Source organism: Bacillus luti (assembly GCF_001884105.1).
GTDB classification, from domain to species: domain Bacteria; phylum Bacillota; class Bacilli; order Bacillales; family Bacillaceae_G; genus Bacillus_A; species Bacillus_A luti.
On sequence record NZ_MACI01000085.1, the window covers coordinates 34,285 to 51,223 of the forward strand.

Consider the following 16,939-nt stretch of genomic DNA (forward strand, 5'->3'; position numbering starts at 1 on the left):
AGTAGCGAAACGACTATACTTGCATATATAATGGGAATAGATTGTGTCAAATAACATCCAAACATTGATAAACATAGATATTAAAATTATACAGTTATAATATTTTATAAATTTTACAATACATACTATAATAGAACTACTGTAATTCCAAGATATTCAGTTACGATAAACAACCCCCCCTTGCTACCTTTATGATCATTTTATAGCGGGGGCTTATTATATGTATAAACAATCTGAGTCATTCGAAAAATGATGAATTTGAATATTGCAGTAAAAAGCGTTATTTAGGAGGTGTTACTATGACGCATATACTGGTGATTGAAGACAACCCAGATATACAAGAACTGATCCGTGAATTTCTAATGGCACAAAACTTTACCGTGGATGTCGTTGGCGCTGGAACAGAAGGTATACTTCTTTTCCAAAAAAATTCATACGATCTTGTCCTCCTTGATGTGATGTTACCAGATATAGATGGCTATAGTATTTGTAAAATTATGCGAGGACAATCTGATGTACCGATTATTATGTTAACAGGTTTACATAATGAAGAAAGTGAAATTAAAGGATTTGAATTAGGTATTGATGACTATATTACGAAACCGTTCCATTACACTGTATTTATTAAGCGTGTAGAAGCTGTATTAAGAAGGGCAGCAACGAAGGAAGCAGAGACTGCAACAATACTACACTTCCATGAATTGATGTTAAATTCTACAGCATACGCCGCTTACGTTCATGGTAATCAAATTGAATTGACTACAAAAGAGTTTGAAATTATATATACTTTACTGCAAAATCGAGGAAAAGTATTATCAAGAAGTGATTTGTTGAATAAGGTATGGGGCTATGAACATTATGGTGATGTAAGAGTTATCGATACACATATTAAAAACCTACGAAAAAAATTAGGGATTCCTTATATTAAAACGGTGAAAGGCATTGGCTACAAAATCGAATCGTAGCAAAGACAACATCACCAAAAATATTTTCATCAAAACCTTATTATTTTGTATTCTTTTATCATTTTGTCTTTATCAAATTATTTATTTTCTAGCTTCAAACTACGATAAAGAACGTTTTGCAAATGGAACGCAGACTACAGAACTTGCGAATCCAGACAAACAAAACGAGAAAGATAAAACGAATCAAAATAAAGCTGTGTCAGAGGGTAACATTTTTAATTTTCAACCTTCTAGTATAGACTATAAAACACTCTCTACAGCTATCAATCACCTTTTGCAGCCTAGCCAAACTGTAAAAGCAAAAGATCATGAACAAAATATTTCGGGGAAAAATAGCACAACTGCTCCACTTACAGAAGCGGAAAAGCAAGTCGCTAACAATGATGCCTTACATAAACAAAATGCAGCAAGTAAAACAAATGATACACAAGATAATCCAAGTTTAGCAGATGCTCTGCAACAATTAGCTCCGCGTATTGGCGCGACAATGCTTGCATTATCTCTACTCGGATCTTTAATTTATGCAAAATTAATTGCCAAACCTTTTCAATATATGAGCGATGCATTAAAAGATATTATGAATCTTGATTTCTCAGATAAAAAGCTAATTAACAAAAATCCAGATCAAACAGATGTTAATTTGCAAGTAGCCGCTTCACAAATACCAAATATTGTGAAGAATTTACATGAAAGTAATCAAGATTTAAGAAATGAGCTCAAAAAGGAACAACAATTAGAACAATCTCGTAAAGAATTTATGTCTATGGTATCCCATGAATTAAAAACACCAATCGCAGCCGTTATGGGACAACTAGATGGCATGATTCACGGAATCGGAGCTTATAAAGATAGAGATAAGTATTTACAACGCTCCTACGAAATGATGCAAGATATTAACATATTAACGGAAAAGATGTCAGAATTATCCAAAATACAAAACCCTCAATTTAAACCGAAATTAGAAGTTATTTCATTAACTACTATTATTGAGGATGTTATAAAAAAAGTAGATTATTTTGTATCTGTAAAACAATTAAATGTTCAATCTAACATTAAACAAGATGTACAAATTCTAGCTGATCCTAAATTTATTCAGACTGCTATTTTTAACATTATTTCAAATGCAATTCATTATACAATTGATCATCAGCATGTATATATAAAGCTTTATGAAAAGCCAAACGGTTACGCATTAGAAGTATTAAATACAGGTTCACAAATCGATGAGGATAAACTTGCCCATTTATTTGAGCCATTCTATCGCGCAAATCCTAGCAAACATGGCTTAGTACAAGGTAGTGGTCTTGGGTTATATATTGTAAAGCAAATATTAGATAAACATCAGTTTCCTTATGGAATACAAAACACATCTCAAGGTGTAAAATGCTCCATTGTATTCCCAAAAGCAATGTAAAAACCAACTCTAATTTCATAACCCAAATTCATACTTCGTATGAATGGCGGAATTTTGTAGAGTGTCTTACTCTGTTTCGTTCGCCCGTTATCCTTTTTGGATAGCGGGCGTTTTTTATTATTTAAAAGGAGGATCTTTATGGAAAAATTTAAGTATTCATTACTCGTTTTATTCGGCGCTTGTAGCTACGGCGTACTTTCAACTATTTTCAAACTCGGATTCATTGATGGCTTTTCGGCACAGCAACTATTAGGAGGGCAATATGTCTTCGGATGGATTGGACTACTACTGCTCGTTCTTTTCTTTTCCCGTCATAAAGTAACAAAAAAGCAATTCTTTTCATTACTAACAGTCGGAACAACAATGAGTATGACTGGTATTTTCTATGCTATTTCTGTAGAAGAACTACCAGCATCTATCGCTGTCGTCCTACTCTTCCAATTCACTTGGATTGGTGTAGTAATCGAAGCAATTGCAAATCGAACATTTCCAAGCCGTGAGAAAGTAATATCTATCATTATTTTATTTACTGGCACATTGTTTGCAGGTGGAATCTTTGATGGCCTCGGACAAAGTTTTTCTACGAAAGGGATTATCTTTGGACTATTAGCTGCTGTCTCTTTTTCATTCTATGTTTTTGCAAGTGGGCGCGTTGCTACAGATGTTCCGCCTTATACGAAAAGCTTTCTCATGACAACAAGCGCTACTCTTATCGTATGCCTATTCTTCCCGCCAACCTTTTTAACAGATGGTGCCCTGCAAGCTGGTCTATGGAAATATGCTTTCTTCCTCGGACTTTTTGGCGTTGTTGTACCTGTCATTTGTTTTTCAATCGGTGTACCGAAAGTTGGAACAGGGCTTGGTACAATATTAGGAGCAGCTGAATTACCAACAGCCATTATCGCTTCTATTACACTTGTACATGAAGTCGTAACGCTCATGCAGTGGATTGGGATTATTTTTATATTAATTGGGATTTTCACTCCTCAGCTGCTTACGGCTAGAAAAAGAAAGAAACATAGTAGTGTGCATACTGCATAATAAAAGACCTTTCATTTGAAAGGTCTTTTTTCTCTTTTACTTTACCGCTCCATATAGCTTTTCTATCTCATGCTCAATTTGCTTTATATCGATTCGTTCAAATAATGGCTGCACGCTATCAATTCTACTTGGCAACGTATTTTGAGGTCCCCAAGTTTGTTGAACAATCGACAGTGTAGTCCTAACTCTTTCACTTGAAAATGGTAAAAACGGTTCAAGGAGATTTGCAAAATTAGCGATAAGATACACACAGTTATAAATCGTTTCTTCACATGAAACTGGATCATCTTCTCTTTGTTTCCAAGGCTGCCTCTCATCAAAGTATTTATTTGCAAAACGTACTGCATCAAATATTGTTTCTAGCGCCACCTTAAATTTAGTTTGCTCAATCGCCTCTCCTACATTTTTATATAATCCTTCTACTTTACCTTTCAGCTCTACATCAATACTTCCCTTCGGCAGGATACCACCATAATATTTTTCAATAAACTTTAATGTCCGGTTCACAAAGTTTCCATATGCCCCTAACAATTCACTATTATGACTGTAAATGAATTCACGCCATGAAAAATCAGTATCACGGTTTTCTGGTGCGTTTACTGTTAAAAAGTAACGAATAGAATCTGGATTGTAGCGTTCTAATATGTCAGGCACCCATACTGCCCAGTTTTTACTTGTCGATAACTTCCTTTTTTCTACCGTCAAATATTCATTCGAAACGATATGATGCGGGATTGCGTCCTCTCCTATTCCGAGTAATACCGCTGGCCAGATGATAGAATGAAACGGAATATTATCCTTTCCGTGCACATAATATGTTTTCGCTTCTTTATTCCAAAACTCTTGATCATCTTTTCCTGTTTCTTCAGCCCAATGTTTACTCGCCGAATAATATCCTGTCACTGCTTCAATCCATACGTAAATTTTCTTATCTTCGTATCCTGTTACTGGAATTGGAACCCCGATTGGTAAATCACGCGATACTGCCCTATCTTGTAACCCTTCCTTTACATATCTTTCTGTTAGCTGGATGGCATTGTCACGCCATGTTCCTTTTTGTTTTGCGATTTCTACGGCTCCTTTAATTTGCTCCTGAAATGTATGCAATGTGAAATAGAAATGCTCTGTTTCCTGTACAGATGGCGTACTACCACATAACTTACATTTCTTTTCTAACAAATCGAGTGGATCTAAAATGGCTGAACAAGCATCACATTGATCTCCTCTTGCTGCTTCATGGCAATGAGGACAAATTCCTTCTACGTAACGATCTGGTAAAAACTGTGTACATGTTTCGCAATATGCTTGTTCCACTGTTTTTTTATAAATATAGCCTTCCTCTAATAAACGTAAAAAAACTTTTTGAACTGTTTCATGATGATGCTCGCTATCTGTACGTGTATAGCAATCATAAGTAAAACCAAGGCTCCGAAAACATCGCTCAAACTCTTCATGATACTTATCAGCAATTTCCTTCGCCGTCACACCTTCTTGTTTTGCTCTAATTGCAATTGGTGTTCCATTACAATCACTTCCTGAAACATACAACACATTCTCACCTTTTGCCCGGTAATAACGTGCTAAAATATCTCCAGGTAATAAACTCGCAATATGTCCAAGATGTAACGAACCATTTGCATATGGCCAAGCGCCTCCAATAAAAGTACTCATCTTACATTCCTCCTTTAAAATATAAAAAGCCCCACCCCTATCTTAAAAAAGATAAGGGCGGGGCTGTATAAACAGTCGCGGTACCACCTTATTTCGCCAATTACTCACATAATTAGCCTTAACAAGTACGGAGCTATACGCTCTTATACTGTGGTTTTGATAACGAGTACCAACTCTCGTCGCCGCCTACTATTATCATGTGATAAGTTCAGGACGCAGCTCAAAGGCCATTGTTCAAATGAATATTCTTGCTTCTTCTCAGCTACCGAAGCTCTCTGGAAAGAATGTTTTCATCCTACTTTTCCTTTTCAACGCTTTTATATAACACGTATTGTACGACTTAATAACAGAAAAATCAAATTTAAATTTAAAAAGAACAGGAAATCTCACCCTCCCGCCGAATACCTATACGTTCACAAAAGGAGCGATAACATTGAATCAAAAACAACTAAGCGCTATGAATGAAAAGAGCTGGAATGCAGCTGCTTATGAAGCATGGACGAATCGCCACGGGGCGCCAGCTGATTATGCCAAAAAGATCATGGAAGATCCCTTACGTGAGGTAGCTCATTATTTACCTTACATACAATCTCCAAAAGAAAAGCGTATTATTAACTTACTCGGTTCAAAAGGTAATAAAGCCGTTGCTCTCGCTCTTTTAGGAGCTGACGTAACGGTTGTTGATATTTCAGCAAGTAATGCAAAATACGCAAATGAACTCGCAGAATCTGCCGGAGTTTCTATTCAGTACATCGTCTCTGATGTACTAGATGTAACCCTCCTTGAATCATTTGATATCGTATTACTAGAACTTGGTGTACTCCATTACTTTTTAGATTTAAAACCGCTCTTTACAAAAATCTCTCAATTATTAAAAACGGACGGAACATTTATCCTTCGCGATTATCATCCCATGTATACAAAACTATTAGGAGTCGACCATCCATCATTTCAAGCAAGTGGAAATTATTTCGATGAAGAATTAATTGAAGATGATGTTGCTTACAGCATTCTTCTTACAGAAGCGCAGAAAGAATCTGTACCGAAAACAAACATACGCCGCTGGACGTTAGGTGAAATTATTACAACACTCGCCGCGGAAAATTTTAAAGTCGAAGAGCTAGTTGAAGAACACGGATCTCATCAACGATGGGTCTTCCCTTCTACTGCACCAGAAGGAATTGAGGAACGCGTGCCAGGTCTATATACAATAATTGCGACAACATGCAAAAAAGGATCCCTTCACGGATAGGATCCTTTTTGCATGCTCACGCATATAAGTTGAGGTTGGAGATTACCATAATTCTGTAGAATAGGACACAAGATATTTCAACATTTTGTCTCTGACTTACGTCGTCAAAAAGGGGTATGACCAACATAACGAAGAGTAATGTCTTTAGTTGATATTGATAATCGTTATCAACTAATTAGAAGTATACATGATGTTATTTCAAATTACAATAGCATTTTTAATATTTATTTATTAATTTTCGGATATACAAATGTATACATTTTAAGGACATTTACTACCATCAATCTCTCTTTTTACTTTAAAATATCTCTTTCTCTCTCTCATTCTGTCTGCTATAATTCCTAAAGGAAAGAAGCAAGCTTTATTCCAACTGGAGTAAAGCTTGCTTTCAATTTTAAATCAATTAATTATAATACTAAGATTTTACAAAGGAGGCTTTTTTTATCATATGAATTTTGTCAGCATTAGAAAAAAACTTATGTTCATGATGGGAACAATTTGCGCTTTATTTGGCATCGCCTTAGCTTTCATTTTATATTTCGCTATCGATCAGTCACATAAAGCTGACGCACTACAAGAAGACATTTCACCTCTTGCCACTGAATTAAAAGAGCGCGGGGACGCTTATCAAGTACAACTCTCTGCTTTAAGAGGTTATTTACTACAACATGATCAAGTCGAATTAGACAAGTTTAATGAAATGAGTAAAAATCTTGAGGATTCAAAAGATAAAATTCTTTCTAATCCAAATCTTTCTCCATCTGTGAAAAATACAATGGAATTAGGATCTACTTGGAGAAAATTTATTGAAGAGAAAGTTTTCACTCTAGCAAAAGAGCAGAAGTGGGAAGAAGCTTTACAAGTAGCTTCTACAGAAAATGGTACAGTCTATAAAGTAATTGGCGATTTCACAAATTATAGTAATGAGCAAGCTAAGTTACGTGAACAATCAATTGAACAAATTGATCAATCTGCACTCCGAATTGAATATGCAGTCTTCCTATCACTTGTTATTTGTATTGTCGTTGCAATTATTCTTGCATGGTGGTTCTCTGGTAAACTTGTAAAACCAATTCAGCAAATTGACATTAAGCTAAAAGAATTAGCCTCTCAAGAAGGTGACTTAACGGCACGCCTTCAAGTAACTAGCAATGATGAAATCGGCGCTATTGCAACATCCTTTAATAAAATGTTAGAAAACCTACAACATATCATTTATCGTGTTCAAAAAACATCATTGGAAGTACAAACCGCTTCTGAAAATATGTTAGAAAATACGAATACATCACGTGAAGCAACAATACAAATTCAAAGCTCAATGTCCAATTTAAATGCAAGTATTCAATCTCAAACTTCTAGTATGGAAGAAAGCTCAACTGCAATGGACGATATGGCAGTAAACGTTCAGCGTATTGCTGAATCTGCTTCATCTGTAGCTGAACTTGCTGTCGCTACATCTGAACATGCTAACGATGGAAACACGGTTATCCAAAAATCAGTTTCACAAATGACAACGATTCATGAAGCTGTAAATGCTACGTCAGAAGTAGTCGAACGTCTAATCACCCACACGAAATATATTGATACAGCTGTACAATCAATTTCTAATATCGCTGAGCAAACGAACTTACTTGCTTTGAATGCTTCTATTGAAGCAGCCCGTGCTGGCGAACAAGGAAAGGGATTTGCTGTCGTAGCTGATGAAGTTCGAAAACTTGCTGAACAATCTAAAACAGCTGCAACAGATATTAACAAATTACTCCATCAAATTCAAAATGATACAGAAACTGCTAGCTCTATGATGGCTCAAGGTCGCTCTGAAGCATTTGAAGGCATTCATGTCATTCGTGAAGCTGGTACTTCTTTCACAGCAATCGTTGAACAAGTAAATACAGTATCTACTCAAATGCAGGATATATCAGCAACTGCTGAAGAGATGGCTGCAAGTGCTGAAGAAATGAATGCTTCACTTAATAACATTGCTTCTATTTCGAATGAAGTATCCAGTGAAACTGCCGCAACAGCACAATCTGCTGAACAGAAAGTTATTGTTATGAATGAGATGACAGTAACTGCTGGGCAAATGAAACAAACAGTTGAAGAATTAGATCAACTCGTATCTCATTTTAAAACCAAATAGTTTGTCACAAAATATCCCTCTTCCAGAAGGGATATTTTTTTGAGCTCATTTCCTGCACATTATACACAATTCCGTTATAATGAGAATCGATATCATTAATATGTAGGAGGTGCTCCTTATGTCACAAGAAGCATTTGAAAATAAATTATTTGCAAACTTAGAGGCTGTTATTGACCCTGAGCTCGGTGTTGATATTGTCAACCTTGGATTAGTTTATGATGTTACTGCGGATGAAAATAATAATGCTGTCATTACAATGACAATGACTTCCATCGGTTGTCCAATGGCTGGTCAAATCGTATCTGACGTTAAAAAAGTATTATCAACAAATGTACCTGAAGTAAATGAAATAGAAGTAAATGTCGTTTGGAATCCGCCATGGTCTAAAGAACGCATGTCACGTATGGCAAAAATCGCATTAGGTATTCGTGACTAAATAAGGTAAGAGCTAACCGGCAAATAACGGGATAAAGAAAAGACCTGACAACCTAGTCAGGTCTTTTTCTCTTATTATTTTACGCCTACAGCGTCATAAGCTTTCGTTACAGCTTGTACAGCTTTAGAGTTTTTACCATATAAATCTTCAGCTGACTGAAGTGCCGCTTGACGCATCATCTTAAAGTCAGAGTTTGCAGTTAAATATTTCGTAAGAGCACGGTAATAAATTTTTTCTGTCGCTTCACGGCCTACTCCAGTTACTTTCACGCCGTAATGCTCTCCGCCATCAGATACTAAATATGCAGCTTTATTGTTAATACTACTGTTAATATGAACGCCGCCATTATCAGCTGTTCCAGTGTAGCGCTTATTGTAGTGATCTGGGTAACCTTCACCTGGTTTTAATGGATTTGGAATAGATGCTGGATCTTTCAGAGAACGAAGTGCATCACCAGGTTTTCCAGGTGTATAAATGTCAGCACCTAAATCCCAGCTCTTCTTCTCAACCATGACACCCATAATATCAGATAACGATTCATTTAACGCACCTGACTCATTTTGATAAACAAGATTTGCTGTATGCTCAGTTACAGCATGCGTTAATTCGTGACCAATAACATCTAGGCCAGCAGATAATGGAATAAATGTTGTACCATCTCCATCACCATACATCATCTGAATACCGTTCCAAGCTGCGTTATTCCAGTTTTCACCTACGTGAACAGAGGAAATAAGTTTCGCACCTTTATCATCGAAAGAGTTACGATTAAACGTCTTTTTATAATAATCGTATACTTTCCCTGCATTTACATGTGCATCAACCGCTGCTTTGTCATCAAAGAACTTATTTTTACTTTCTACTTCGACACCTGTATATCCGAACCATTGTGAGAATATATTAAACCAGTTTTCATCCATATTTTCTGCATCAAATGTATGAACACCTTGTCCACGCTTCCCATCGAATAAATGGAATGCACCTGTTTTCTCATTTTGAGCAACTTCAAATGATTGTCTATTTCCTAATACTCCGTAACCAAATCCTGTAATGTTATCTACAGCATTATATTTCTCAATCACATTTCCATTTGTCGCATCAACAAAATAATGCCAATATCCTGGAGCTGGCTTTGAAATCGACGCTTTCACTAAATATGCAAGATAATAATTTCCATCTTTTTCATACACAAATAAATCTTTTTTCACACCATCATAATTCTTTACTTTACCAACTTCTTTTTCAATATCTGCCTTTGCAATTGTTTCTGCTTGTTCTGCACTAATCTTTGCAAATGCAGGAATATTTTTATCCTCTAAATTCGGAATAACTTGTCCGAAGAATGCTTTTACATTATTCTCTTTATCTAGCGTAACAGTTTGATCTGAACCATACACAGGAATGTTATTATGTTTCTCAACTAACTTCACATGTGTTGTACCAGATTCAGCATCTTTTTCTTCCCCAACAACATTGAAGTGTTTATCAATGTTTCCTGCTAATTTAAACATATCTTTCTTACTCTCTAAATATTGAAAGACCGTCTCTTTTTTATCTAGTCCTTCCGGTGCTTTCCATTCTTCACCTATGTATGCAGGTGTTTTAAACTCTTGATGATATTGAATTTTTTGTTCTTCCGCTTTCGTTGTCGTTGCTCCAAATGTTCCAAATCCCCCGGCTATAACAGTTAACGCTAATGCTGATGAAATGACTTGCTTTTTCACTATAACATTCCCCATTCCCATAAAGATTTTTGACACTTTTATACAATTCTTGTTTTTCAAGTTGATACCTCTTTCGAAAAATTGAGAAAGTTTTTTCTGACAATTCCACTCAAAAAAAGAGGACATCTATCGGATGTCCTCTTTTCTATAAACGTTTTATTACTTTTTCAATTCAATTGCTAAGTAGTGCGATTGCTCTTTCGCTTGAATATGAATATCTTCTTCTACTGCTTCTGCCGCATCACGCATAACAAGTATCTCACCATTTATAACACTACTTCCTTCAATTTGTACAAGGTACAATTGACGACCTTCTTTCACAGGAAAATGAATTTCTTTTCCTGCCTCTAATGATAAAGAGTACAAATTCGCATCTTGGTGAATTCGAATTGGTGCATCTCCTTCTAATGGCGATACCATGTGAAACCATTCGTTTTCACGCTTGCTCCAATCAAATTTAAACTCACCATAGTTTGGTTTATGATCCGCACGGTCTGGTAGAATCCAAATTTGTAATAAACGTAGTGTGTCATTTCCTAAATTATGCTCACTATGAAATACACCTGTACCAGCACTCATATATTGAACATGTCCACGCTCAATTGTTCCGCGGTTCCCCATGCTATCTTCATGTGTTAAAGCACCATCTACAACATAAGAAATAATCTCCATATCGCGGTGCGGATGCATATCAAAACCAGTTTGCGTTGCTACTAAATCATCATTAATTACACGTAACGCTCCAAAATTCATGTTATCCGGATTATAGTAATTAGCAAAGGAAAAATGAAAATGTGTATTTAACCAACCGTGATTTGCTCTTCCCATATTTTTATGATCAACTTTTCTAAACATATCCTTCACCCCATATTATCTCGAAATCGAGACTTATTTCAAAATTTTTATCACTGTAATTTTTTTAGTAATTGTAGTAATTGATGTTGTTCTTCTATATTCAAATTTTGAAATTGCCCCGCTTGGAACGTTTCTTGAGGGGGTACGATTTCCCCATATAAAGCTCGTCCCTTTTCTGTTAGCGAAATATATTTCGTAGTACCTTCTTGTTCACGATGAATCCACTCCAGCTGCTCCATCTTATTTAAAAGTTGCGTGACATTTCCTTTCGTAACAAACAGCTTATTTCCCAGCTCTTGCTGTGTTAAACGATCATGTCCTCCAACTTGAGCTAGCACATCAAACTGAGCGGCAGATACATCCCATTCTTTCAAGTGCTGATTCGTCTCACGAATGCTCTTATTATAAAAGCGTGATAAACGAAACCATAATAGTAGCCCTAGTCTATCTTCTGTTTTCATTCCATCACCTCGCTCGTTTCGTAATATTAGTTTAGGACTAAACTTCATAAAAGTCAAATACTTATTTTTAGTAAGCACTAAAGAAAGCACAGCGCTAATTCTCCACTATGCTTTACATCATTTTTCTATTTTTATACTCATCTAATTTCCTCTCCGCGAATGCCCTCGCATCTTTCTCGATCCATCTCTCTTCGTACGATTCACTTCCCACATACAATACTTCTCTCTTATGCTGCATCGCATGGCGAAATTCATGCAGTAGTGTCTTAAGCACTTGCTCATATCCTTCCCACATACAAACGAAAATTAATTGTTTTTCTTTATGATAAAAACCACCTACCGGGAATAGAAACTCTTCTTCCTCTTCTCCTAATGATAGAAGTACATCATTTGCCTCACACGTATCACAAAAAATAACTGGCGTTTTACATGTTTCAATAAGAGAAAACAAATCCTCTCTTAGCTTTTTGACATCCCAAGGAAGCTCCGAATCCAACACATACCAATTCTCCGCCTGTTGATATACATTTTGAAACTGGAGTTCCATTTCTCTTTATTCCCCTTTCCAAGCCTTCTTTTTCTATATATATGCCACAATATGGTGAATATTAAACATACTCTGTCATACTTTGAGAAACGCCAATAAAAAGAACCTATATCAGTATAGGTTCTTTTCCATAATTACTTTTTTTTCATCATTTTTTTTAGTACAAAATAACCGATTGCGCAAACAATAGCAGCAATTGCAAAATATTTAACATAAGGACCAGCTACTTTATTAATACTTTCCCACTCTGATCCTAACTTAAATCCTAAATATACAAACACAATTGACCAAGGAATAACAGCTAGTGTGGTTAACGTAATAAACTTTGCATGTGACATTTTCGCAATACCTGCTGGTATGGAAATGGCATGACGCACAACTGGAATAAAACGTGCGGTAAAGATAACGCCAGTTCCGTAACGATTAAACCAATCTTCAGCATAATCAATATGTTTCTTCTGGATCAAAATATATTTTCCATATCGCTCAAGAACAGGTCTTCCTCCGTATCGACCGATCCAATAAATGAATAATTGTGCGATTACACCACCAATTGTACCGAACGCGACAGCGCCCCAAAACGTAATGCTTCCTGTTGATACTAAATAACCTGCATAAGACAATACGATTTCACTCGGGATAACCTCTAGCATTAATCCAAGCATAATTCCCCAATAACCAAGTCCTTCTAGAAAAACTAAAACGGAATGAATCAACTCTCCTAACATCATATACCTCTCTTTACTGTTTTCATTGCAAAAATAAAAGTACAAGCAGGAAATATCTTGTACTTTTATTTTTTTAATTTAGTTAGTCTTCGTATCCCACTTAAATATTTTATTTAAGAATTTATATACATTCTTTGACTCTTTCGTCAGAAGTGGACCTAAGATGGATAGTATAAGCACGTATAGCGCTGAGAATGGTTTTAGTACTGACATTAAACCACCCGCTATTCCAATATTGGCCATAATAATAGAGAACTCTCCTCTTGAAACGATTGTTAATCCAATATTTGTTGAAGCTTTATGAGATAATCCAGCTTGCCTTCCTGCAATCATCCCCGCTACAAAGTTACCGATTATCGTAAGAAGGACAGCACCTAATGTTAGCCATATTGCCCCACCTAATGAGAACGGATCAATACTTAATCCGAAACTGAAGAAGAAAATAGCTCCGAAGAAATCTCTAAATGGAACAACAAGATGCTCAATTCGATCACTATGCTCTGTCTCAGAGAAAACTAATCCTAAAAGAAGTGCTCCGATTGCTTCTGCAACGTGAATCGTTTCTGAGAAACCTGCAATAAAGAATAATGAAGCAAATACTACAATAATAAAGATTTCATCTGAACTAATGTTGAGTAATTTATTTAATAATGGAGTAGCTTTTCTAGCCACAATAAAGAATAGAAGCATGTATCCTAAAGCGATTCCAATTGAAGTAAGGGCACCTAAGAACGAAGCATGATCCCCAAGTACTAGGCCCGAAACTACTGATAAATACACAGCAAGGAATATATCTTCAAACATAATAATTCCTAAAATTAATTCGGTTTCATTATTACCAGTTCTTCTTAAATCCACTAATACTTTAGCAACAATAGCGCTAGAAGAAATCGTAATAATACCCGCAATAATTAAGATTTCAAGTAACGGGAAGCCCATTATAAATCCGTATAATAATCCAAGTGAAAAGTTAATCAAAATATATATCGTTCCGCCAATCGCAATAGAACGTCCAGATTTAATTAGTTTTTTCATCGAAAATTCTAATCCTAGATAGAATAGAAGGAATAAAACCCCAATCCGTCCAAGGAAGGATATCACACTTGCACTTTCAATAAATTTGAGATCGATAACACCTATTGTCGGTGCATGCGGTCCTACTAACATGCCAAGAACAATGAGAAAAGGAATTACTGAGAATTTAAATTTTCCAGCAATCACCGCTGCAATTGCTACTAAAACTAAAGCTGTACCAACTTCAAAAATTAACGTATCCATCTAGTCAGTCCCCCTATTCGAAAGTAACTCATTAATAATTTTTTTAATTTCTTCTCTTTCACCAGAAACTACGAGCATATCGCCTTCTTCAATTACCGTTTCTGGACCTGGGTTAAATAGCTTTTTCATATTCTTTTTCATAACAGCTATTATCGTTACGCTATATGTCTTTCTTATTTCAAGATTACCAATTGTTTTTCCAATTGCTGGAGCTGCATTCTCCACTTTGAACCACTCAATCGCTAAACCTTCAAAGACCATCTCAACATTTTCTAACGCTCTAGGCTTATATACCATTCCACCTAATATCGCTGCAATTTGTCTTGCCTCTGAATCACGCAGTGAAATACTAGAAATACTTTCTTCATGGTCTGAATCAAAATGATACATTTCTCTACGCCCATCATCATGAATCACAATCACCATTTTTTCATTACCTTTCGTAACAACTTGAAATTTATAACCAATACCCGGAAGTTCACTTTCTCTAATATTCATATTTGGCTCCTCCACAACTATTTTTATTTGAATTTTCTGTTTGTCTGTCTTTTGTTCATCCAATCAACTTTAGAAACTCTAACCATTCAGGATACCTGTGATTTGGAAATCTTTTATTGTAATAATAAGTGGCTCCTAAAAAGATACTTAAAGATGTAATGATAAAAAATATATTACTTCTCATCTTCAAACTTTTAAGGCTTACTTTCAATAAAGTTTCTTCTTTCAAATTATCCCCTCTTTCTCGCTTTAAATTTAGTTTTTTAAAATGTAAATAATTCTAAAAATATTACGATGTAACATAATCATAACACAAAATACATTTAAGTAACATAATTTTTTAGAAAAATTGATTCCAGTATATTTTTTGCATATAATTTTCTTATTACGAAAAAAAGGAAGTGTATTATATGGTTGATATCTTTAGCAGATTCCTTGAGGTAACGAATAATATTTTATGGTCATATATTCTTATTGCAATGCTAATCGGCTTCGGTCTTTATTTCTCTTTCAAATTAAAATTTGTCCAAATTACTCATTTCGGTGAGATGGTCAGTTTAATTAGTAAAGGGTTTAATCGAAAAGAAAAGAAAAAAGATAGCATCTCCCCGTTCCAAGCATTTTGCTTAAGTGCAGCAGCACGTATCGGTATCGGGAACTTAGCTGGTGTCGCTTTAGCAATTTCAATGGGTGGACCTGGCGCAATATTTTGGATGTGGTTTATCGCAATTATTGGCGCAGCTACTAGTTTCGTAGAATGTACACTTGCGCAAATTTATAAAGTAAAAGATGGAAACAGGTTCCGTGGCGGTCCAGCATATTACATGGAAAAAGGATTAAACAAACGCTGGATGGGTGTTTGGTTCTCCCTCCTTATTACAGTTACGTACGGATTAATTTTCAATTCAGTGCAAGCAAATACAGTAACAATAGCGTTTGAAAACGCATTTGGACTAGAGCGAACGATCGTAGGAGCTCTATTAGCTGTATTAGTTGCAGTTATTATTTTTGGAGGTATTAAAAGCATTTCACGTATTACAGAAATGATTGTTCCTCCAATGGCAATTGTTTATATTGGTGTGGCTGTTTTTGTCGTTATTAAAAACTTCAATATGTTACCAAGCATTTTCATGGAAATATTTAATGGCGCATTCGGTTTAGACCAAGCAATCGCTGGTGGTATTGGTGCAGCAATCAAGTTCGGAATTCAGCGCGGTTTATTCGCAACAGAAGCAGGTATGGGTAGCTCTCCTAACGCAGCTGCAACATCAGATGTATCTCACCCTGTAAAACAAGGACTTGTTCAAGCATTAGGTGTTTTCGTAGATACATTCTTAGTATGTACATCAACAGCATTTATCGTATTGTGTTCTGGACTTTACAAAGGATCAAACTTACAAGGAATTGAATTAACACAACAAGCACTAAGTTCACAAATCGGATCGTGGGCAAGCACTTTCTTAGCGATTATTATTTTCCTATTCGCTTTCAGTTCCTTACTAGGAAACTACTATTATGGCGAAACAAATATCGCATTCATTAAAGAAAGTAAGACATGGTTAATGATCTATCGCGTTGCAGTTGTCGGAATGGTATTCTTCGGATCTATCGCTGCCCTTCAAACTGTTTGGAGCCTAGCTGATTTATTCATGGGATTAATGGTATTCACAAACTTAATTGCTATCTCATTCCTTAGCAAATTCGCCTACTCAGCTTTAGTAGACTATTTGAAACAAAGGAAACAAGGTAAAGACCCTGTTTTCGTTGCAAGTTCTATCCCTGGCTTACAGAATACAGAGTGCTGGGATGGACAAGATGTAGAAGAAAAACAAAAGGCTGTTTAATAATTAAAAGCGGAAGCGGCTCGTTCAGAATCGCAGGACATTGGAGCTCTCGACCTTGAAGCGCTTTTTGCTTCGAGCGAGAGAG

General features: G+C 35.8%; 15 protein-coding genes and 1 other annotated feature. Of the genes, 7 read left to right on the forward strand and 8 right to left on the reverse strand.

Annotated elements, in window-relative coordinates; translation table 11 throughout:
* Positions 1 to 299: 299 nt before the first annotated feature.
* The 3 genes from BAQ48_RS21275 to BAQ48_RS21285 all read left to right on the forward strand — a co-directional run bounded on the left by BAQ48_RS21275 (position 300) and on the right by BAQ48_RS21285 (position 3,420).
* Positions 300 to 965 carry a response regulator transcription factor gene (locus BAQ48_RS21275; RefSeq protein WP_000148837.1) on the forward strand — a complete coding sequence of 222 codons (666 nt, stop codon included), beginning with the start codon at positions 300 to 302 and terminating at the stop codon, positions 963 to 965.
* Positions 943 to 2,379, forward strand: a complete 1,437-nt coding sequence (locus BAQ48_RS21280; protein WP_071712731.1) for a sensor histidine kinase — start codon at positions 943 to 945, stop codon at positions 2,377 to 2,379. Before BAQ48_RS21275 ends, BAQ48_RS21280 begins: the two co-directional genes overlap by 23 nt.
* A 138-nt stretch (positions 2,380 to 2,517) precedes the next feature.
* Entirely contained in the window at positions 2,518 to 3,420 is a 903-nt protein-coding gene (locus BAQ48_RS21285; RefSeq protein WP_071712732.1) for an EamA family transporter, read from the forward strand.
* A 36-nt stretch (positions 3,421 to 3,456) separates the two neighbouring features.
* On the opposite strand, the gene metG is transcribed toward BAQ48_RS21285, so the two are convergent.
* Positions 3,457 to 5,091, reverse strand: coding sequence for a methionine--tRNA ligase (gene metG / locus BAQ48_RS21290; RefSeq protein WP_071712733.1), 1,635 nt, complete (start codon positions 5,089 to 5,091; stop codon positions 3,457 to 3,459).
* A 50-nt stretch (positions 5,092 to 5,141) separates the two neighbouring features.
* Positions 5,142 to 5,412 (reverse strand) — a binding site (T-box leader).
* A gap of 112 nt (positions 5,413 to 5,524) precedes the next feature.
* On the opposite strand from metG, the gene BAQ48_RS21295 reads away from it, so the two are divergent.
* The 3 genes from BAQ48_RS21295 to BAQ48_RS21305 all read left to right on the forward strand — a co-directional run bounded on the left by BAQ48_RS21295 (position 5,525) and on the right by BAQ48_RS21305 (position 8,919).
* Complete coding sequence (locus BAQ48_RS21295) at positions 5,525 to 6,343, forward strand: class I SAM-dependent methyltransferase (RefSeq protein WP_071712734.1); 819 nt, start codon at positions 5,525 to 5,527, stop codon at positions 6,341 to 6,343.
* A 448-nt stretch (positions 6,344 to 6,791) separates the two neighbouring features.
* Positions 6,792 to 8,483 (forward strand): methyl-accepting chemotaxis protein, encoded by a 1,692-nt coding sequence (locus tag BAQ48_RS21300; RefSeq protein WP_071712735.1) that lies wholly within the window; start codon positions 6,792 to 6,794, stop codon positions 8,481 to 8,483.
* A 118-nt stretch (positions 8,484 to 8,601) separates the two neighbouring features.
* Positions 8,602 to 8,919: a metal-sulfur cluster assembly factor gene (locus BAQ48_RS21305; protein ID WP_000076418.1), complete on the forward strand. Its 318-nt coding sequence runs from the start codon at positions 8,602 to 8,604 to the stop codon at positions 8,917 to 8,919.
* A 74-nt stretch (positions 8,920 to 8,993) separates the two neighbouring features.
* Here the strand turns inward: BAQ48_RS21305 and nprB are convergent, their stop codons facing one another.
* The 7 genes from nprB to BAQ48_RS21340 all read right to left on the reverse strand — a co-directional run bounded on the left by nprB (position 8,994) and on the right by BAQ48_RS21340 (position 15,010).
* Positions 8,994 to 10,643: a neutral protease NprB gene (gene nprB / locus BAQ48_RS21310; protein ID WP_071712741.1), complete on the reverse strand. Its 1,650-nt coding sequence runs from the start codon at positions 10,641 to 10,643 to the stop codon at positions 8,994 to 8,996.
* 159 nt (positions 10,644 to 10,802) lie between these two features.
* Entirely contained in the window at positions 10,803 to 11,498 is a 696-nt protein-coding gene (locus BAQ48_RS21315) for a pirin family protein (protein WP_071712736.1), read from the reverse strand.
* 50 nt (positions 11,499 to 11,548) lie between these two features.
* Entirely contained in the window at positions 11,549 to 11,959 is a 411-nt protein-coding gene (locus BAQ48_RS21320) for a MarR family winged helix-turn-helix transcriptional regulator (RefSeq protein ID WP_071712742.1), read from the reverse strand.
* A 112-nt stretch (positions 11,960 to 12,071) separates the two neighbouring features.
* The gene (locus BAQ48_RS21325) at positions 12,072 to 12,506 is read right to left on the reverse strand and encodes a DUF3920 family protein (RefSeq protein WP_071712737.1); all 435 of its coding nucleotides are present in this window, start codon (positions 12,504 to 12,506) and stop codon (positions 12,072 to 12,074) included.
* A gap of 134 nt (positions 12,507 to 12,640) precedes the next feature.
* Positions 12,641 to 13,234 (reverse strand): undecaprenyl phosphate transporter UptA, encoded by a 594-nt coding sequence (gene uptA, locus BAQ48_RS21330; protein ID WP_000900209.1) that lies wholly within the window; start codon positions 13,232 to 13,234, stop codon positions 12,641 to 12,643.
* Positions 13,235 to 13,312: 78 nt separating this feature from the next.
* A complete protein-coding gene (locus BAQ48_RS21335) occupies positions 13,313 to 14,512 on the reverse strand; it encodes a cation:proton antiporter (protein WP_000380223.1) in 1,200 nt (399 codons plus the stop codon).
* Entirely contained in the window at positions 14,513 to 15,010 is a 498-nt protein-coding gene (locus tag BAQ48_RS21340; RefSeq protein ID WP_001026084.1) for a cation:proton antiporter regulatory subunit, read from the reverse strand.
* 410 nt (positions 15,011 to 15,420) lie between these two features.
* On the opposite strand from BAQ48_RS21340, the gene BAQ48_RS21345 reads away from it, so the two are divergent.
* Entirely contained in the window at positions 15,421 to 16,854 is a 1,434-nt protein-coding gene (locus BAQ48_RS21345; RefSeq protein WP_071712738.1) for an alanine/glycine:cation symporter family protein, read from the forward strand.
* The last annotated feature ends 85 nt before the right edge of the window (positions 16,855 to 16,939 follow it).